Source organism: Kribbella sp. NPDC051586 (genome assembly GCF_044453965.1).
Classification (GTDB): Bacteria; Actinomycetota; Actinomycetes; order Propionibacteriales; family Kribbellaceae; genus Kribbella.
This window is the reverse complement of sequence record NZ_JBITDF010000003.1, coordinates 1,090,122-1,108,765: the sequence shown is the minus strand read 5'-3', so window position 1 is coordinate 1,108,765 and position 18,644 is coordinate 1,090,122. Positions and strand designations below refer to the sequence as shown.

Here is an 18,644-nt window from a genome sequence, read left to right as displayed (position 1 = left end):
CCCGGCCCGCACAGATGTGGGGGGACTTGGTACGTGCCAACTCGATGCCCGGCACACTTTAGTGGTGGGAAAGGGTGGAGATGACTGGTACGACGAACGATTCGACGGTTCTGAAAGCGATTGCGGATCTGGCCCCGATGTGGATGCCGGGATGCGTCGTCGACACCGACGATCGCACCGTCGAGGTCGGTTGGGGCCGCGGTGCGCTGCAGATGTCGGCCGTCGTCGGCCTCGGCGAGATCGTCGATCGTTGCCTTCAGCTACCACAACAGCTGTGGGCCGACCAGATCGAGGCCTGGCTGCGGGCCGTTGTCGCCGAAGGCGAGCTCGCCACCGAGGAACACCGCTTCGGTGACGTCGCCGGCCGGCAGCGCGCAATGCTGCTGCAACGCGGCTGGTCCGCGCGGACGGCCGGTCCGGTCGCCGACGCGCTGATCCCGTTCGGCGACCACTTCGAGGTCGTCGTGTTCATCGGCACCGGTAACGACTACCGTCGGTTGACCGTCGTACGGCGTTCCATGCTCGGCCTCGGCGATCCCGACGTGCCGTCGCCGGTGCAGTTGACGCTCGAGCAGATCGGCGACCTGCGACCGGTCGAGCACGACGGGTTCTCGGTCCTCGGCCGCGACGACGACCCGCTGGTGTCGATGGCGATCGTCGACCGCGACAGGTTGTTGCCCCAGGCCTCGATCGGGCTGGGTGTGCTGGTCGGCGTACCCAGATTGAGCCAGGTGGCGTTCTGCGATGCCGATGCCGGGCAGGAGGCCGCGGACCGGTTGGCGGAGTACGTCGCGGAGACGTACCGGGGCGCGGCGGATCAGTGCAGCCCGGACCTCTACTGGCTGCAGGGCGACCGGATGGTCCACATCCCCGTCACGCTCGCGACGCCGCCGGCCGTCGTACTGCCGGCGACGCTGCTGCCCTCACCGCGTCGCACCTGGCTGCGCCATCTGTGGCAGCAAGTGTTCCGTCGTTGACCTACTTGTGCGGTGACGGGCTCACTTGGCGTTGCGGCGACGGGCTGACGGGACTCGCGGGCGGCTGCTGGTTGTTCTGATGCTCCTTCGCCGACGAGGACCTGAAGTAGGAGACGCCCGCACAGCCCGCACACGCGACCACACCGATCATCACGCTCGCGAAGACCTTGCCGGTCTGCTCCTTGAGCGTGCTCTTGCGCCGCTCCGCCCCGAACAGCCACGCCTCGCGCAACCGCCTCCGCCGCACTGCCACCGACTCGATGACCTGCGTCCCGTAGTTGCTGCTGGACATCAGTTCACCACCCAGTCGCGCCACACGTCGGCGTCCGGCGCATCCATCGTCGTACCGGCAGGGAACTCGTGAACAGGCTGCCCCGGGCGGTAGGCGGCGACCAACTGGTCCAGATCGTGGCACAGCAGCATCGGAATGTCCGGGCGACCCTCGACGAGACGATCGAACACCAACCGGGCTTCGTCCGGCTGGGCCTGGCCGGATCTGCCGAGCCAGATGTCGATCTCGACCGGATAGCCGTCGATCGCCTGCGCGTCCTCCGGCCTCGGATCCGGCTCGACGTGGCGGTTCGGCTGGACCAGGTAACCCAGCACGCCGTCCACGGTCCGGGCCGGGCCCCGCAAGCCGTACTCGTCCGGCTCGGCGCCGGAATTGTTCGGGATCGGCTCCAGATCCAGCAGCTCCCGCAGCGCCTTCGCCTCGTCGGCGACCGCCGACCCCGACCACAGAAAGATGTTCTCCCGCGCGGACATCACTGCTCCTTCACAAACGTCACGATCCGCCCGTCTCCGAGGATCACGCGCACCGTCGGGGCCACTCGCGACCCAGGCTGGGCCACCGCCGCGGCGTACGCCCGGCGTGCGTCGGCCTCGCTGAGGCCGACTCCGCGACCGTCGAGCACGACCTCACCGTCAGCGCGCGGCACCTGGCCGCTCGCATGGTTGATGTGGCGCTTCGCCGCGGCCTGCGAATCGCTCACCAAGGTCTTGAACTCGGTGATGCTGCCCGCGTCGGACGGATCCTTGCGGACCATCGCATCCGGGTTCTTGGTGGACTGCACGCTCACGTCCTCCGGCCGGGCGTCCACCCGCCAGCCTTCCTGGGCGAGCCGCTCGGCGATCTCGGGCTCATGGTAGATGAGCACGCCCTCCGGATCATGCACTCCCGGAGCGAACTCGTGCCCGAGCGCCTTGTGGTGGAACGCAGGGTCGAAACCCTGATTCCTGCTCACACCGTACTCCGCGTCGCCAGGGCGCCAGTCCTGCGCACCACCGTGCGAGCTGTGGTGCGGAACGCGCTGGGTGGGGTCGGGCGGTGGGAGGGTCTCGAGGTCGACCGGGTCCACGCCGTGCGCTCCGAGGTGCTCGGGCTCCAGCAGCACCTCACCGAAGACGTGCACCTTGCCGTTGTGAGGTACCACGCGGTGGATGCGGATCGGCAGCTCGCGTCCGAGCACGAGCTCGCGTTCGCCGTCGCCGTGAGCCGAATGCCTTCCGGTGTACAACCCCGGCGTACCCTCCGGGACCTTCAGGTGCATGACCCCCGGCAGGCTGGACGAAACCGGAGCGCCCACCGAGGTCGACAGGTACGACGGGTCGCGGTAGATCGTGCCCTCGAGCTCGCTCAGCCGGTCGAAATGCTCGATGCCGGTGACGCGGCTGACGATCACCGTCTCCGGGACACGATGGCCGGCGAGGATCTCGTCGAACTCGGATACGAGCGGATCCAGCTCGGGCCGGCGCTCGATGCCCCGCAGATGTTCGTTCAGCTGTGTGTACGAGCCGGGTACGCGCTTCCCGCCCTGCGTGTACCTGTTGACGACCTCGTGCTGTCGCGGGCTGAGGCTCTCCTTGTAGTCGCCATAGTGCCGCTCGCCCCAGTCCTTGGCCGCGTTCTCGTCGAGCCTTCGGGCCTCACCACTCAGCTCGGCGCCGGCCCGGTCGAACCGCTCCTGGGAACTGAGTCGATCCCATGCCGGGTCGTGCGGCCGGTGACTGTCCGGATGCGGCAACGGACCGTCGTCCCCGAGATGCTCGTACGGCGACGACGTGTCCGGCACGTCCTCGCCCCGCATCTTCCGCGCGAAGATGTCGTCTCCCGCGTCAGGGTGCGAACCCGTCCCGTGATGCTCCGAGCCCGCCGTGTCGCGGTCCGCTGGTTGCCGGTCGCGGTGTCGGGCTTGCGGGGCTCCGTGCTCGGCGTTGCCGGCGTGCGAGGTCGCCTGGCTTTCCCCGCCGGCCTGCGGGGCTGGGCGATCGTGGGTCGGCGAATGGGGTCGGTTCGGCTCCAGCACCTCGGATACCGACGGGTGATCTGCCGCCGGAGGAACGTGCTCGTGACGTGCGGCTGACGGGGCGGGCGGTCCGTCGAGTGCGTCGCGGATCCGCGACGGCGTACCGGATCCGCCAGGCTCGCCAGATCCGCCGGGCTCGCCACCCGCATGGCCGGTCTGGCGCTGGGGGGTGCGCGGGTCGACCGGCTCGGTCGGCGTACGACCATGTGGTGCGGTGCCCTGATGCGGGTTCACCGGTGCGGGGTGAGAGTTGTGTTCGGCTCGCCACGCCATCCACTCCGGTACCGTCATCGTGGCGTTGGGTGGCAGTGCATCCAGGTCGACGGGCTCGCTCGGCTTCAGCTCGGCTTCGTCCCAGCGATGCCGCAGCTCCGCCGCCGAGGGATGGTCCGCGGGCCTCCGGGGACCTTCCCAGCGACCGCCGGGCTCGCGAACGGCGAACTCCAGTCGCTCGATGTTCGCCGGTAGGGGCAGCTTGTCGCCGTCCTTGACCAGATCCCGCCTGATCGCGGCCAGCTGCTCGGGACTTCCGTCCTTGAGCTTCCGCGCGGCCTCGGACAGCTGACCGTCGAACCACTTCACCGAGCCGTCCAGGTCGACGAACGCGGCGAACCGGTGCCCGCCAGTCTTGAAGCGCACGCCGATGTTCGCGTGCGTGCCCGGCGGCCGACCCCGCAACCGGTCCCGAACCTGCTGGAAGGCCTGCTGATCGACTCCGAAGTCCCCGTCGTGGCCGGGCGGACGAGCGAATGTGTTCTCCGGCGGGAACCCGGACAGGCCCATGTGCTCGAGCGTCACCTCGTGCAGCTCGCCCTTCCCGAACCGGTTGCCCTTGGCAACCCGAGGGGCATCGCCGTTGAGGATGTCGCAGAACCGCCGCGTGACCTCCGCGCAGTTCGTCCGGACCGCGCGGCTGCCGTCGAACAGGTTCACCTTGTGGGCCCACCGGAACAGCCGCTTCAGGGCATGGATCGAGCGTTCCCGCGGAGCTGCCTCCACCCGGCCGCCGACCCCCTCGGCCAACTCGTCCTGCCCACGACCGGTGCGGTCGTGATCCGTGTACTCCCCCGGATCCACCGCACTCGGATCCTTACCCTCACCACCCCTGCGGTGGTCGGGCACGGTCCGATCAATCTCCCGCTGCCGTTCGGCCGGCCGGTCGTACCGCGGGTCGTTCCCCCGATCAAACTTCTCTCCACCCCCCGAATGCCCCGCAACCCCCGGCTCAGCCTGCACTTCGCCGTGCGGTTGGCCGTGCGGCTGGCTGTGCGGCTGGCTGTGCGGCTGGTCGCCGTCCCGGCGCCCGTGTGGTTCTACATTCGGCTGGTCATGGTGCGAGTGCTCGCTCCGCTGCCTGTCCGCGTCGCCCCCCGCACCCGTGTCGCGAGGGTCGCGGTCGTGCGCGTCCTCGGGGACGCGGTCATGTCCCTCCTCAGACCTGCGGTCGTGACGGTCCGCAGGCGCACGGTCGTGACCGTCCGCAGGCGCACGGTCGTGGGCGTCGTCGCGGCGTCCACGGTCGGCAGGTTCGTTCGTACTGCGGTCGTTGTCGCCGGACGTCTGCTCGCGGGGTCGACGAGGGTCGTCTCCGCCACCGTCGTGGGGGCGTTCGGCCCCGTCACGTGAGTCTCCCGCGCGGGACTCGCGTGGGTCGCGCGGCGCATCACCTGAGGTGTGAGGTCGTTCCGTCCCGTTGTCCGGACTGGCGGTGCGGGGGTCGCGGGGATCCTCACCGCCAGTACGACGAGGTTCCGGCATACTGCGATCCGGGCGTGACGAGGCGGCGGGTCGGGCGCCGACGTCGCGTGGTTCTGGCGTACGGGCGTGTGCCGGTCGTACGCCTTCCAGGCGCTCGGGGATCGACTGCTCCTTGCCGGCCAGGCGGTCCGGGATCGACTGCCTCGGGACCGGCGGAACGGGTTCCCCTTCGAGCCGCTCCGGGATCGTCGGACGCCGCCCGTCCAGGGAGTCGGCGATGCGACCGCGAGAGGCGCCGGGGTGAGACGTGGGACTCGAGGGTACGTCGGGATGCGCTAGCCCGACCGGCGGTGCGACAACGGGCGGCGGTACGACGGGATCCCCCGCACGGCCCGCAGCACCCGCCCCGTTGGCCTGTGCCGGACCGCCCTCCGCGGATGGCGTGCTCTCGGTGCCCGCCGGCTCCGGCTTGGTCGCCTCGGCCGATGTCGCCTCCGGCTTGCCCCGCCCGGTCTGAGCCGGCTCCGCCTTACCGTGCTCGGTCTGCGCCGGCTCCCGCTTCGACTCTGCGTGCGAGGCCGGCCTGGTCTCCGTCTGCGACGGGTCTGACGTCGAACTCCTCGCGTGCGACGGGTCCGATGTCGAGTTCTCGGTGTGCGGCGATCCCGGCTCGTGCCGGCCCGGAGTGCCTGTCGCTTGCGGATCGCCTGTCCTCGCCTCGGTCCGGGACGGGCCTGCCGAGCCGTCGCGTCCTGGGTCGTGCTGCTCCGAACGGCCTGCCCCCGACTCTGTCCGCGAGCCGTGTGCTGGGTCGTCGCTCCCCGCCGAGTGCGCATCCGGCTTGCTCGCCCCCGGATCCGCCGTCCGCCCAGGCTCCGTCCGGGCGCCCGGAGTGGTGCTACCCGGCTCCGTGCGACTGCCCGGCGTCGTCGTACCCGGCTCGGTCCGACCAGCCGGGGTCGACGTACCGGGCTCGGTGCGACCAGCCGGCGTCGTCGTACCGGGCTCGGTCCGGCCACTCGGGGTCGTCGTACCCGGCTCGGTCCGACCAGCCGGGGTCGACGTACCGGGCTCGGTGCGACCAGCCGGGGTCGTGGTGCCGGGTTCCGTGCGACCACCCGGCGTCGAGCCGGGGTCGGTGCGGCCGGCTGGTGAGGTAGTGCCCGGGTCTGTGCGGCTGATCGGGGTGGTTGGTGGTACGACGGGCTCCGGATGGGAGCCGGGCGGCGTCGAGCCGGGCGTGGTTGTCCTTCGGCCCGGGGACGAACCTGGCTCGCTGTGGGAGATCGGGGTCCGAGGAGTCGTCAGTTCGCTGGGAACGACCGGATCGACGGGCCGCGTGTGGGTGCCAGGGACCGAGGAGTGCGCGTTGGGCAGCTCCAGCCCGGGGTGTGACGCTCCGCCTTCGATCCCGTGGGCCGTCGGCACCTCGACCTTCGGCACGTGCTGCATCTGGAAGGTGTGTCCGACGATCGGGATCTTCGACAATCCCTCGATCACCGAACCCACCTTCGGGATCTTCATCGCGAGCCCGAGCGTCGCGTCGTGCATGGCGGCCCGCGTGTTGCGCAGGTAGTTGACCGCGCTGATGCCCTTCTCGACCACCGGCGCGGCCTTGCCGAACTTGGCTGCCATGGAAGCCGCCTTGGCCTCGCCGATGGCACCACCGCTCGCGACCGTGGTCACCACGTTCGTCAGCACTGTCCCGAACGCTTTTCCTGGATTGTCGCCCCACTCGCCCCAGGCAACGAAGCCTTTCGCCGCCTGAACACCGGTCTCGCCGAGTTTCTTCACCCAGTCCGGCCGGGTGTCCTGCCCGGTCACCTTGTCGAAGAGCCACCAGTCCACCAGGACCGGCGCCGCGATCACGGCAGCACCGAGCTTCGCGACGCCGACCCAGCCCTTGCGGGAGTCGTCGAACGTCGGCATGTCCCAGCCGAAGGTGTCCTTCGCAAAATCCCGGACCGCCGGAATCTTCTGCAAAGCAGGGAGGACCGGAACCAGCGTCAGAAGTCCCCCGACGGTTTCGGTGATCCCGAGCGCAATGCCCTCGAGCGCACCCCCGAAGAAGTTGCCGACATCCTGGTACCACGGGTAATCCCGCTCCTCGGGAGCGCCCCAGGGCGCCGGCGGCGGTGGGGGTGGGAACCTGCCGTGCAGCGCGTCGTCGATCAGCTTCTGCCGCTGTTCCTCCGTCGGAGGTGGCGGCGCAGGCAGCGGCTTGTCGCCCTCGTGCTGGCCGTTCGCCTGCCAGCGGCGACCGCCGTACAACTTGGCGATCTCGTTCGCGGCGTTCAGCGCGGCCTCTGGGATGTTCATCGCGCCGCCGTGAGGCGCGCGGAAGCCCTTGTAGGTCCCACCGCCGGCACTCCCGGTGAGGATCATCGAGACCGTGCCGATCAGCGCGTTGTTCTCGTCGATCATCCACTGGTCGTTCTGCCAGTCGGGGTTCCGGTTCTTCGCGTCCTGCCAGGCGTACGCGCGGGTGCGGAGGTCCCTGAGCTGGACCGCGAAGCCTCGCAGGTCGCTCGCCAACCCGGCCAGGACATGCGATACCTGTGGGAGCTTCGGTCCGAACTCGCCCAGGCTGTCCTGGATCCGCTGCGTCGAGTGCACCAACTGCTCGCGCTCCGGCGCCTGGTAGCAGCCGTTCAGGCGCCGGAACTCGGTGTTGATGTGGACACCCACGTGGGTGAACTTCGGACCGAGCCCGTCCAGCGGTCCGAGATTCTGCTCGATCGCCGCCGCCAGGCTGAAGACGGCGTCGACCGGGATGCCTTCGGGTTGGATCATGCAAGTAGTTCCTTGATCGAGACGGCGACGAGATTCTGCGCCTGCGCCGGGAGTGGTGGGTCAGCGCTGCGCGCGAGCGGCAGCCACTGCGTCCTCGAAACGCTTCTGGCTGGGTGCGTACCAACTGATGCCGTGGTCGGCGACCAGGAAGACCTGGTTGGCATAGCCGGGCGGGACGAACACCAGGAACTCCGCTTCCCGCTCGACCGACCAGTCCGTGATGTCGTCGGCCGCCACCGGGTACTCCGGATCCTCCGCGCTGAGCCATTCGGCCAGGCGCACGCGGGCGGCGGCAGCATCGGCCACGGACCCAGCCTGATCGTCGACCTGCTCGACCCGAGAGTCCGGTCTGCTCATTCGGCTCTGACTCCTCCGTGGTTGCGCCTCGCCGATCCCGGCGGCGGCGGAATCTGTCCGTTCGCCGCCGCGCGCTGCGCGTTCGCCGCCATCTCCTCCTGGCCGTTCAGGTACGCCGTCGTGGCGTTGTACGCACCCATCAGCGACGCGCCGAGCTGCTGCACCGACGATTCGAGGCTCGGTTGCCAGTGCACCGCGAACTCGCTGAGCGAAGCGGCGACCAGCTGGACCGATCCGAGCTCCGGCGCCGACGGGTTCAGCCCCTGCATCAGGTCGTTCAGGCAGGTCCCATATTTCTTCGTCAGCGCATCAAGCGGCTTCGCCGCCGCCTCGGTCTTCTTCAGCACACTGGCGACGCCCCGCGGGTCGATGTCCCAGTCCATGTCAGCCGCCGATGTTGTCGACGGCCGACTGGGCCTTCTTCAGGGTCGCCCGGGCCGTGTTGTCGTTGGCCTGCATGGTTTCGCGCAGGGTCCCGATGATGCCGAGCGTCGAGTCGGCGGCCTTGTTGAAGCGGTCCTCGACCGCGCGGTACGAATCGGTGACGCCGGTGGCAGAGGCGTCGGCCAGAGCGGCCTGGACGTTCTTGCGGTGGGCGGCGATCAGGGCCTCGATCTGGCCGGAGAGGCGCTTGATCGTGGCCTGGACCTCGCCGGAGGCGGCGGTGTCGTAGCTGTTGCGGTTCGCCATCGTCTGTCCTCTCAGCGCTTGCCGAATTTGGCGCCGTCGAAGTCCGCGCCGCCGTCGTTCTTGCGGGCGGTGTCGGCCATCTCGGTGTCGCCGGTGTGGAATGCCGTGTCCATGCCGGACTGGCCCTCGGCGATCCGGCCCATGCCGGCGTTCAGGGCCGCGGTGATGTTGTCGACGTTCGACTTGAACGCGTCGAAGGCCTGCTTTCCAGCGCCGTTCATCTTGCCTTCGAGCGGCTGCGCGGCGGCGACGAGTTGTTTCACCAGGCCGCCGAGATCCTGGGTCCCGGTCGAGGTCTTCTTGGTCAACTGGTTCAGGGTTTCCTGACCCATGTCCCAACGCTGTCCCACAATGTCTCCTTCACCCTTGGAAGCCCGCGGCACATGGGTACCGTCGGCTCAGGGCCACCAGCCATCACTTCGGATTGCGTCGAAGCGTCGGGGCAGACATGCCGCAGCCCCGGACCGAATCGGTCCGGGGCTGCAAGAAAGGCTGGGCGGAAGGGCTGTCAGCCGGCGACGCGCTTCCTGGTCGTTGCCTTCTTCGCAGGCGCCACCTTCTTGGCCGTCTTCTTCGCCGCCGTCGCCTTGGCAGTCGTTGCCTTGGAAGTCGTTGCCTTGGCGGTCGTTGCCTTGGCGGTCGACTTCTTGGCCGCGGTCTTCTTCGCGGCGGACTTCTTGGCAGGCAGGGCGGGCTGAGCCGCAGCCTGCTTCCGTGCACTCGGCTTCGCGGCGCGGCCCTCGAGGATCTCGGCGAGGAACTGGCCGGTGTACGACGCCGGGTTCGCTGCGACCTCCTCCGGGGTACCTTCCGCGACCAGCGTGCCGCCTCGGCGGCCGCCGTCGGGGCCGAGGTCGATGAGCCAGTCGGCGGTCTTGATGACGTCGAGGTTGTGCTCGATCACCAGCACCGAGTTGCCCTTGTCGACCAGGCCGCTCAGCACGCCGAGCAGCTTGCGGATGTCCTCGAAGTGCAGACCGGTCGTCGGCTCGTCGAGCACGTACACCGTCCGGCCGGTCGACCGTCGCTGCAGCTCGGACGCCAGCTTCACCCGCTGCGCCTCACCGCCGGACAGTGTCGGCGCCGGCTGACCGAGCCGCACGTACCCGAGGCCGACCTCGACGAGCGTCTTCAGGTGTCGCGAGATCGCCGGGATCGCGGCGAAGAACTCCGACGCCTCCTCGATCGGCATGTCCAGCACATCCGCGACCGTCTTGGACTTGTAGTGCACCTCGAGCGTCTCGCGGTTGTACCGCGCGCCATGGCACACCTCGCACGGCACGTACACGTCCGGCAGGAAGTTCATCTCGATCTTCAGCGTGCCGTCACCCGAGCAGGCCTCGCACCGGCCGCCCTTGACGTTGAACGAGAAGCGACCCTGCTGGTACCCGCGGACCTTCGCCTCCGGCGTCTCCGCGAACAGCTTGCGGATGTGGTCCCATACCCCGGTGTACGTCGCCGGGTTGGATCGCGGCGTACGGCCGATCGGCGACTGGTCGACGTGGATGACCTTGTCGACGAGCTCCATCCCGGAGATCTTCGTGTGCCGGCCGGGCACCGCCCGCGCACCGTAGATCTGCCGCGCCAGCGACGTGTAGAGAATGTCGTTGACCAGCGTCGACTTGCCCGAGCCGGACACACCCGTCACCGCGACGAACACCCCGAGCGGGATGGTGACGTCGATGTCCTGCAGGTTGTTCTGCCGGGCGCCGTACACCGTGAGCTCGCGGCCCTCGGTCAACGGCCGCCGGACAGGGGGGATCGGGATCTCCCGGCGACCGGACACGTACTGACCGGTGATCGAGTCCGGGTGGTTGCGCAGGTCCTCGACCGTGCCGGAGACGACGACCTGGCCACCGTGCTCACCGGCGCCCGGGCCGATGTCGACGACCCAGTCGGCGTGGTCGATGGTGTCCTCGTCGTGCTCGACGACGATCAGCGTGTTGCCCAGCTCCTTCAGCCGGACGAGGGTCTCGATCAGCCGCCGGTTGTCGCGCTGGTGCAGACCGATCGACGGCTCGTCGAGGACATACAGCACGCCGACCAGACCCGAGCCGATCTGCGTCGCCAGCCGGATCCGCTGCGCCTCCCCACCGGACAGCGAGCCCGCCGGCCGGCTCAACGCGAGGTAGTCCAGACCGACGTCGAGCAGGAACCGCAGCCGCTCGCCGATCTCCTTCACCACCCGCTCGGCGATCTGCTTCTCCCGCGGGCTCAGCTCCATCCGCACGAGGAAGTCGTGGACCTCGTCGATCGACATCGCGCTGATCTCGGCGATGTTCTTCCCGCCGAGGGTGACCGCCAGCGAGATCGGCTTCAGCCGCGCGCCGTTGCAGGCCAGGCACGGCACCTCGCGCATGTACTCCTCGAAGCGCTCCCGGCCGGTGTCGCTGGACGCCTCCGTGTGCCGGCGCTCGACGTACGGGATCACGCCTTCGAAGCTGGTGTAGTACGACCGCTCGCGGCCGTAGCGGTTCTGGTACGAGACGTGGACCTGCTTGTCGTGGCCGGTGAGCAGCGCCTTCTTCGCCTTCGCCGGCAGCTCGCCGAACGGCGTGCTGGTCTTGAACTTCAGGTCCTTCGCCAGCGCGTCGAGCAGCCGCTCGAAGTACTGCGAGACGTTCTGTCCGGACCACGGCTGGATCGCGCCCTCGTCCAGCGACTTGGACGGATCCGGCACGAGCAGCTCGGGGTCGACCTCCATCCGCGTGCCCAGCCCCGTGCAGACCGGGCAGGCGCCGTACGGCGAGTTGAACGAGAACGACCGCGGCTCGAGCTCGTCGATGGCGAGCGGATGATCGTTCGGGCAGGCGAGCTTCTCGGAGAAGCGGCGCTCCCGGTGCGGGTCGTTGTCCGGCAGGTCGACGAAGTCCAGCACGACCAGCCCGCTGGCCAGACTGAGCGCGGTCTCGACCGAGTCGGTGAGCCGCTGCTTGGCCGAACCCTTGACCGCGAGCCGGTCGACGACCACGTCGATGCTGTGCTTCTTCTGCTTGTCGAGCTTCGGCGGGTCGGTGAGCTGGATCGTCTCGCCGTCGACGCGCGCCCGCGAGAAGCCCTGACCGGTCAGCTGCCGGAAGAGATCGACATACTCCCCCTTGCGGCCGCGGACGACCGGGGCGAGCACCTGGAACCGGGTGCCTTCCTCGAGCTCGAGCACCCGGTCGACGATCTGCTGCGGCGTCTGGCGCGCGATCGGCTCGCCGCACTCGGGGCAGTGCGGCCGCCCGGCCCGGGCGAACAGCAGCCGGAGGTAGTCGTAGACCTCGGTGATCGTGCCGACGGTCGACCGCGGGTTGCGCGAGGTGGACTTCTGGTCGATCGAGACGGCCGGCGACAGGCCTTCGATGAAGTCGACGTCCGGCTTGTCCATCTGGCCGAGGAACTGACGCGCATACGCCGAGAGGGACTCGACGTAGCGCCGCTGGCCCTCGGCGAAGATGGTGTCGAAGGCCAGGCTGGACTTGCCGGACCCGGACAGCCCGGTGAAGACGATCATGGCGTCCCGCGGCAAGTCGACCGAGACGTCCTTCAGGTTGTGCTCACGCGCTCCGCGCACGATCAGACGGTCAGACACAAGCTCACTCTCAGCCGTTCTCGAGGGTATCCGGGACGTACTTCGACATGCCCCGGTCATGCTAACGAGGCCCACCGACAAAAACTTCCGCCGCCGGATCCGGCGGGCGCTTCGAAAGTATATTCGACCGCGGACGGTGGTCGGCGCAAGCCGGGCCCGGACGTGCCGCGGGCCGCCGGAGGTGCGAGGATCGGCGGTGTCGCACAGGAGTACCGACATCCAGGGAGAAGGCGCATGCCGGAGTACCACGGGAACGTCAAGGTCGGCGGACCGGCTCAGACCCACGAGCTGGCCCGGTTGATGATCACCAAGGTCGCCGTCGGGCCGATGGACAACAACGCCTACCTGCTGCGCTGCCGGCAGACCGACGAGCAGGTCCTGATCGACGCCGCGAACGACGCGGACACGCTGCTCCGGCTGATCGGCGAAGGCGGCCTCGCGCGAGTCGTCACCACGCACCGCCACCAGGACCACTGGGAGGCGCTGGCCGAGGTGGTCGCCCGCACAGGCGCAACCACCGTCGCCGGGCGCCACGACGCCGAGGGCATTCCGGTCCCGACCGATCAGCTCGTCGACGACGGCGACCACATCGCGGTGGGCGACTGCAGCCTGCGCGTGATCCACCTCGTCGGCCACACGCCAGGCTCGATCGCCTTGGTGTACGACGACCCCGACGGCGCCCCGCACTTGTTCACCGGCGACTCGCTGTTCCCAGGCGGCGTCGGGAACACCCAGGGTGACGCGGCGCGGTTCACGTCGCTGATCGACGACGTCGAGACCAAGTTGTTCAACGAGTTCCCCGACGAGACGTGGGTGTACCCCGGTCACGGCTCCGACACGACCCTCGGCACCGAGCGCCCGCACGTCGCCGAGTGGCGCGAGCGCGGCTGGTGACGGGCGGGTTCGCGGAGTACCAGCCTGGCGTCGGCCGGCAGTCCGCCGACGTACAGGTGCGTCCAGGAGTACTGCGTGACCTGGACGCGTGCGCCGAGCTGATCGTGTCGCGGACCGGCGGGTCCGCGGCCGAGCGGCGGGAGCGGCTGGTGGCCGACCTTGCCAACCCGGAGCGGTACATCGCCGTCGCGGTCGTCGACGACGAAGTGGTCGGGTACGGCGGGGTGATCCGCCACGAGCTCTCCCCCGACGACCCGCCGAAGACGGCTCCGTCGGGGTACTACTTGATCGGCTTGATCGTCTCCCCCGACTGGCGCCGGCACGGCATCGGCGAGCTCCTCACCCGCGATCGGATCCGCTGGACCGCGGAGCGCGCCGACGCCGTCTACTACTTCGCCAACCAGGCGAACAGCGCGATCCTCGACCTCAACCAGCAGTTCGGCTTCACCGAGGTCACGCGGGACTTCACCTTCCCGCGCGCCCCACTCGAGCCCGGCACCTGCGTTCTGCTCCGGGCCGGCCTCAACGATCGGTGAGCTCGGCCGGGTAGGCGATGACGTCGACGAGGGCGTCGTTGCGGATCGCGGTGATTTCTGTCCGGCGGGCGATCGCCTCCTCGAACAACTGCCGCTGCAGCGACTGGGCGTCCCGCAGCGGTACGCCGTTCACAGCGAGGACCAGGTCTCCTTGACGGAGGCCCGCGGCGGCGGCCGGACTCGCCTGAATCACCTCCACGACGCGCAGCGCCGTCCGTTGGTCGAAACGCTCCGCCAGTGACGGCCGAAGCGGTGCTGGTTTGGTGACGAGGCCGAGGTACGCCCGGCGTACCCGGCCGTCGTGCAGCAGCGAGTAGATGATCCGGCGCGTGGTCGGGTTGACCGGGACGGCCAGGCCGAGCCCGATCCCGGCGACGGCGGTGTTGATGCCGATCACCCGGCCGTTGCCGTCGGCCAGCGCGCCGCCGGAGTTGCCCGGGTTCAGCGCGGCGTCCGTCTGGATGACATCCTCGATGATCCGCTGAGCCGAGCCGCTGCTCACCGGCAACGACCGGCCGAGCGCGCTCACCACCCCGGCGGTCACGCTCCCGGCCAGGCCGAGTGGGTTGCCTACCGCAACCACCAGGTTCCCGACCTTCAGGTGGTCGGCGTCGCCGTACTCGGGCGGATCCGGAATCTCCCGGTCGGCCCGCAGTACGGCGAGATCGGACAGCCGGTCGACCCCGACCACGCGCGCCTGCGCCGTCGTACCGTCCGCGAACTCGGCGGACGCCGCCGTGCCGTCGCCGACCACGTGTGCGTTGGTGAGCAGGTGACCGTCGCCGGTCAGCACCACGGCCGACCCGGACGAGTCGCCTCGCCGGCTGTGGATCCGCAGGCTGGCGACCCGCGGGATGAGGTGTTCGGCCACCCCCGAGACCACTCGGGAGTAGGCATCCAGGACGTCGTCCCCGGCAAGCTCGTCAGCCATCTCATGCCTCCTGAATTACAAAATTACACCGCCAACCAAGCAGGAGCCACGGCGTGAACCCGGCCACAATCCTGACCGATCGGTTGAAAACTGGCCGATCGGTCAGCGAGGATGCTGACATGGCAGTCACCACCCCCGCCCGGGAGCGGACCAGGCGCGAGATCGTCCGGCAGGCGATGGGCCTGTTCCAGGCCGGCGGCTACAACGCGACGTCGCTGCAGGACATCGCGACCGCGGCCGGCTGCTCCAAGGCGACGGTGCTGTACCACTTCAGCGGCAAGCCGGCCGTGCTCGCGGCCGTCCTCGAGCCCGCCGCCGCCGACGTCGCCGAGCTGGTGAAGGCCGCGGCCGAGCTGCCCCGGTCCGACGCGCAGGAGCTCGCGATCCAGCGGTTCATCGATCTCGCCGTCGTGCACCGCGGCGTGGTCGACGTACTGCAGGACATTCTCCCGGTGATCGAGCAGATGCCCGAGGTCGCGAAGCTGGTCGCCGACGGCATGCGCCTGACCGAGTACATGGCCGGCTCGGACGACCCGCTCGAGCACGACCTGGCGAAGTTCGCCATCAACGGCCTGCTCGGCGAGTGCCGGCACTCCGACGAGCGCACCGACGACGACCTCCGAAGACTCTGCGACATCGCCCTGCGGAGACTGCTCCGCCGCGCCTGAGAACCGACCGCCCTCCGCCACCCGCGGACGATCACCTCTGCCCGTACGCCGTACCGACCCGAACGGATGCACTTCCCGATGGCCAATCTGCTGTACCGGCTCGGCCGGTTCTCGTACCAGCGCAGGCGTCTCGTCGCCGCGCTGTGGGCGCTGTTCCTCGTCCTGCTGGGCGTCGGCGCGCTGACATTGGGCGGCAAGACCGCGAACACGTTCTCGATCCCGGGCACCGAGTCGCAGCGCGCGCTCGACGCACTGAAGCAGGAGCTGCCGGCCGCGAGCGGCGCGTCCGCCACGGTCGTCGTGAAGGCGCCTGACGGCAAGACGCTCACCGACCCGACGGTGAAGGCCGCGGTCGGCGCGACGGTCGCCAAGGTCACGAAGGTGCCCGAGGTGATCGGGGCGATCGATCCCTTCACCAGCAAGGCGATCAGCCCGGACGGCAGGACGGGGTTGATCAGTGTCCAGTTCGACAAGCCCGCGGACGAACTGTCGCACGCGAGCGTCGATTCCTACGACGGCCTGAGTGGTCTGAGCTCGGGCGATCTGCAGGTGGTCCCGGGCGGGCAGATCAAGGCCGGGATCCCGGAGATCGGCGCGACCGAGGTGATCGGCGTCGCGGTGGCGGCCGTCGTACTGGTCGTCACGTTCGGGTCGCTGGTTGCCGCGGGTATGACGCTGGTGACGGCGCTGCTCGGCGTACTCGCCGGGATGGCCGGCCTGTTCATCGTGACCGCGTTCACCGATGTCTCGTCGACGGCGCCGATCCTCGCGTTGATGCTGGGGCTCGCGGTGGGGATCGACTACTCGTTGTTCATCAGCTCGCGCCACAGGTCGCAGCTGGGTGAAGGGATGGATCCGGAGGAGTCCGTCGCGCGTGCAACAGCGACGGCCGGGTCGGCGGTGTTGTTCGCCGGTGCGACCGTGGTGATCGCGTTGGCCGGGTTGTCGGTGGTCGGAGTGCCGTTCCTGACCGCGATGGGTCTCGCCGCTGCGGCGACGGTGCTGACGGCCGTACTGGTCGCGTTGACGCTGCTGCCCGCGTTGCTCGGCTTCGTCGGGAACCGGGTGCTGCCACGGAAGTTGCGGAAGGCACCGACCGCGGCTGTGCACAAGGAGGGGTTCGGCTTCCGCTGGGGCCGGTTGGTGACGCGGCTGCGGGTGCCGATCGTTGCTGTCGGCATCATCGGGCTCGGGTTCCTGGCGATCCCGGTCAAGGACATGCAGCTCGCGCTGCCGGACGGCGCGTCGGCGGCCGCCGGCACCAACCAGCGGGTCGCGTACGACATGACCGCCGCCGCGTTCGGACCAGGTGCGAACGGTCCGCTGGTGGTCGTTGTGCAGAGCAACGACCCGGCGACCTCGAACGCGGTCGCGCAGCAGGTGCTGGGCAAGGCACAGGGCCTTCCCGACGTGGTCGCTGCGCAACCGGCCGCGGCAAGTCAGGACGGTACGACGCGGTTGCTGCAGGTGATCCCCAAGAGCGGACCGGCCAGCGAGGAGACCGCTGACCTGGTCAAGAACCTGCGCTCCGCGGTGAAGCCCTTCGCCACCGGCGACGCGAGTATCTCCGTGACCGGCAACACCGCGGTCGGGGTCGACGTGTCGAACAAGCTGTCCGACGCGTTGCCGACGTACCTGTTCGTGGTGATCGGGTTGTCGTTCCTGCTGTTGCTGCTGGCGTTCCGGTCGGTGCTGGTGCCGTTGAAGGCGACACTCGGGTTCGTACTGACGATTGGTGCGACGTTCGGGATCACCGTCGCGGTCTTCCAGCAGGGGCACCTGGCGAAGCTGGTCGGGATCGACTCCCCCGGTCCGCTGGTGAGCTTCCTGCCGATCATCATGATGGGCATCCTGTTCGGGCTCGCGATGGACTACGAGGTGTTCATCGTGTCCCGCGTCCGGGAGGAGTTCGTCCATGGCCGGCACGCGAATGACGCCACCATCCAGGGCCTCGGCCACGGCGCCCGCGTCGTCACCGCCGCCGCCCTCATCATGGCGTCCGTCTTCGCCGGCTTCATCCTGGTCGAGGACCCCATCATCAAGGCCATCGGCTTCGGCCTCACCATCGGCGTCCTCATCGATGCCTTCGTCGTCCGCATGACCCTCGTCCCCGCCATCCTCAGCCTCCTGGGCGACCGAGCCTGGTGGTTCCCCAAGTGGCTGGACCGCATCACCCCGCACGTAGACATCGAAGGCGAAACCCTCCGGGTCGAACCCACAAACCCCAAGGAACTCGCGGACGTGCACTGACACACCGCCCGGGGCATCGCCAGCCGACGCCCCGCTCCGCAGCAAGCTCGACGCATCACCCACGCGGTACGGCGTATAACTCTCCGCCGAGATGGCCACTCGGCCGGCCAAGACGGAGCTGGGAATGACGTAGATGCTGCCGTCACCGAGGACTATGAAGAACAGGTCGATCGACTCAGGGTCGTAGGGCACCTTGCCGGCGGATTTGTCGAGCACATACGGACGCCGACCGATGCCGACATGCCAGTAACCCCGTGCGTTCCGGGATACACAGGACTTCACCTGCACGCGCTGAACACCCTTCGATGTCGTCACGAGCAGGTCGTACTCCTGGGGTTCGATCGGCAACGCCACCGCGCATCCACGCAAGGCGAACCAGGCCATCGCCAACGCTGCCGCCGAATACCGGAGCATCTCAGGCCGGACCGGCTCGTCGAACGCCTCGACCGGTGTCGTCAGGGCATGCGGCGACTTCAGGTGGCTGCAGTCCAGGCCAAGTCTGACGGCGTGACCTTTGATCCGGACGCGTTCGGCTCCGTTGTCGACGATGCCGAGATCGGCGATCACCTCCGCCCAGCAGCTCGCCCCCGCCACGGCTTCCCGCAGCCGCTGATCGGACCAGCGACGCTGCCCGGTGAAATGCGACGTGTCCAGATCCAGCCGGGAGGCGTGCCGCTTCACCGTCCGGATCACGCCCGCAGAGGTCGACTTCAGTCTCAAAGCGCGAGCGACAGCGCGCCAGGACGGGTTGCTCTCAACCGCCTGCCGCAGCTGGTCGTCGTTCCAGGTTCGTCGATCTCTCGTCGCCGCCATGAAGACAAACGTAAAGCGGGGCACCGACAGAATCGGTGCCCCGCTTTGAGGTCGGGCTGCCGAGATTTGAACTCGGGCTCTCCGGTCCCCCAGACCGGCGCGTTAACCAAACTACGCTACAGCCCGGCACCCGCTCCGAAGAGCGAGCCGGGGT

At 69.1% G+C, this 18,644-nt stretch carries 13 protein-coding genes, 1 tRNA gene and 1 pseudogene; 5 read left to right on the top strand and 10 right to left on the bottom strand.

All coding sequences use genetic code 11. From position 1 onward, the window contains the following. Positions 1-80: 80 nt before the first annotated feature. Positions 81-977 (top strand): hypothetical protein, encoded by an 897-nt coding sequence (locus tag ACIA58_RS23955; protein WP_396405973.1) that lies wholly within the window; start codon positions 81-83, stop codon positions 975-977. 1 nt (position 978) lies between these two features. On the opposite strand, the gene ACIA58_RS23950 is transcribed toward ACIA58_RS23955, so the two are convergent. From ACIA58_RS23950 to uvrA, 8 genes and pseudogenes are all read right to left on the bottom strand, one after another. Further along, a complete protein-coding gene (locus ACIA58_RS23950; protein WP_396405972.1) occupies positions 979-1,269 on the bottom strand; it encodes a hypothetical protein in 291 nt (96 codons plus the stop codon). Beyond that, positions 1,269-1,742 (bottom strand): hypothetical protein, encoded by a 474-nt coding sequence (locus ACIA58_RS23945; protein WP_396405971.1) that lies wholly within the window; start codon positions 1,740-1,742, stop codon positions 1,269-1,271. Before ACIA58_RS23945 ends, ACIA58_RS23950 begins: the two co-directional genes overlap by 1 nt. Beyond that, positions 1,742-7,774, bottom strand: a complete 6,033-nt coding sequence (locus ACIA58_RS23940; RefSeq protein WP_396405970.1) for an ADP-ribosyltransferase — start codon at positions 7,772-7,774, stop codon at positions 1,742-1,744. The genes ACIA58_RS23945 and ACIA58_RS23940 overlap by 1 nt, the downstream gene beginning before the upstream one ends. Positions 7,775-7,834: 60 nt before the next feature. Then, positions 7,835-8,131: a hypothetical protein gene (locus ACIA58_RS23935; RefSeq protein WP_396405969.1), complete on the bottom strand. Its 297-nt coding sequence runs from the start codon at positions 8,129-8,131 to the stop codon at positions 7,835-7,837. Next, positions 8,128-8,514, bottom strand: coding sequence for a DUF6507 family protein (locus ACIA58_RS23930; RefSeq protein ID WP_396405968.1), 387 nt, complete (start codon positions 8,512-8,514; stop codon positions 8,128-8,130). Before ACIA58_RS23930 ends, ACIA58_RS23935 begins: the two co-directional genes overlap by 4 nt. 1 nt (position 8,515) lies before the next feature. Next, the gene (locus tag ACIA58_RS23925; protein ID WP_396405967.1) at positions 8,516-8,821 is read right to left on the bottom strand and encodes a pore-forming ESAT-6 family protein; all 306 of its coding nucleotides are present in this window, start codon (positions 8,819-8,821) and stop codon (positions 8,516-8,518) included. An 11-nt stretch (positions 8,822-8,832) separates the two neighbouring features. Beyond that, complete coding sequence (locus ACIA58_RS23920; RefSeq protein ID WP_396405966.1) at positions 8,833-9,153, bottom strand: hypothetical protein; 321 nt, start codon at positions 9,151-9,153, stop codon at positions 8,833-8,835. 404 nt (positions 9,154-9,557) lie between these two features. Next, positions 9,558-12,458 (bottom strand): annotated as a pseudogene (uvrA, locus tag ACIA58_RS23915) (excinuclease ABC subunit UvrA); the annotation flags it as partial. Between the two features lie 174 nt (positions 12,459-12,632). On the opposite strand from uvrA, the gene ACIA58_RS23910 reads away from it, so the two are divergent. Next, on the top strand, positions 12,633-13,292 hold the full coding sequence (locus ACIA58_RS23910) for an MBL fold metallo-hydrolase (RefSeq protein WP_396405965.1): 660 nt from the start codon (positions 12,633-12,635) through the stop codon (positions 13,290-13,292). Beyond that, on the top strand, positions 13,271-13,828 hold the full coding sequence (locus ACIA58_RS23905) for a GNAT family N-acetyltransferase (RefSeq protein ID WP_396405964.1): 558 nt from the start codon (positions 13,271-13,273) through the stop codon (positions 13,826-13,828). Before ACIA58_RS23910 ends, ACIA58_RS23905 begins: the two co-directional genes overlap by 22 nt. On the opposite strand, the gene ACIA58_RS23900 is transcribed toward ACIA58_RS23905, so the two are convergent. Next, on the bottom strand, positions 13,815-14,759 hold the full coding sequence (locus ACIA58_RS23900) for a S1C family serine protease (RefSeq protein WP_396405963.1): 945 nt from the start codon (positions 14,757-14,759) through the stop codon (positions 13,815-13,817). The two genes, ACIA58_RS23905 and ACIA58_RS23900, sit on opposite strands and share 14 nt — an antisense overlap. 119 nt (positions 14,760-14,878) lie before the next feature. On the opposite strand from ACIA58_RS23900, the gene ACIA58_RS23895 reads away from it, so the two are divergent. Next, entirely contained in the window at positions 14,879-15,427 is a 549-nt protein-coding gene (locus ACIA58_RS23895; RefSeq protein ID WP_396405962.1) for a TetR/AcrR family transcriptional regulator, read from the top strand. Positions 15,428-15,505: 78 nt separating this feature from the next. Continuing rightward, the gene (locus ACIA58_RS23890) at positions 15,506-17,677 is read left to right on the top strand and encodes an MMPL family transporter (protein ID WP_396405961.1); all 2,172 of its coding nucleotides are present in this window, start codon (positions 15,506-15,508) and stop codon (positions 17,675-17,677) included. Between the two features lie 864 nt (positions 17,678-18,541). Here the strand turns inward: ACIA58_RS23890 and ACIA58_RS23885 are convergent. Then, positions 18,542-18,616, bottom strand: a tRNA-Pro gene (locus ACIA58_RS23885). Positions 18,617-18,644: the final 28 nt, after the last annotated feature.

Bases quoted from the DNA above. Each gene is read 5' to 3' on its own strand.
- ACIA58_RS23925 (WP_396405967.1), bottom strand. From the start codon at position 8,821: ATGGCGAACCGCAACAGCTACGACACCGCCGCCTCCGGCGAGGTCCAG.
- ACIA58_RS23950 (WP_396405972.1), bottom strand. From the start codon at position 1,269: ATGTCCAGCAGCAACTACGGGACGCAGGTCATCGAGTCGGTGGCAGTG.
- ACIA58_RS23900 (WP_396405963.1), bottom strand. From the start codon at position 14,759: ATGGCTGACGAGCTTGCCGGGGACGACGTCCTGGATGCCTACTCCCGA.
- ACIA58_RS23920 (WP_396405966.1), bottom strand. From the start codon at position 9,153: ATGGGTCAGGAAACCCTGAACCAGTTGACCAAGAAGACCTCGACCGGG.
- ACIA58_RS23955 (WP_396405973.1), top strand. From the start codon at position 81: ATGACTGGTACGACGAACGATTCGACGGTTCTGAAAGCGATTGCGGAT.
- ACIA58_RS23945 (WP_396405971.1), bottom strand. From the start codon at position 1,742: ATGTCCGCGCGGGAGAACATCTTTCTGTGGTCGGGGTCGGCGGTCGCC.
- ACIA58_RS23935 (WP_396405969.1), bottom strand. From the start codon at position 8,131: ATGAGCAGACCGGACTCTCGGGTCGAGCAGGTCGACGATCAGGCTGGG.
- ACIA58_RS23930 (WP_396405968.1), bottom strand. From the start codon at position 8,514: ATGGACTGGGACATCGACCCGCGGGGCGTCGCCAGTGTGCTGAAGAAG.
- ACIA58_RS23895 (WP_396405962.1), top strand. From the start codon at position 14,879: ATGGCAGTCACCACCCCCGCCCGGGAGCGGACCAGGCGCGAGATCGTC.
- ACIA58_RS23890 (WP_396405961.1), top strand. From the start codon at position 15,506: ATGGCCAATCTGCTGTACCGGCTCGGCCGGTTCTCGTACCAGCGCAGG.
- ACIA58_RS23940 (WP_396405970.1), bottom strand. From the start codon at position 7,774: ATGATCCAACCCGAAGGCATCCCGGTCGACGCCGTCTTCAGCCTGGCG.
- ACIA58_RS23910 (WP_396405965.1), top strand. From the start codon at position 12,633: ATGCCGGAGTACCACGGGAACGTCAAGGTCGGCGGACCGGCTCAGACC.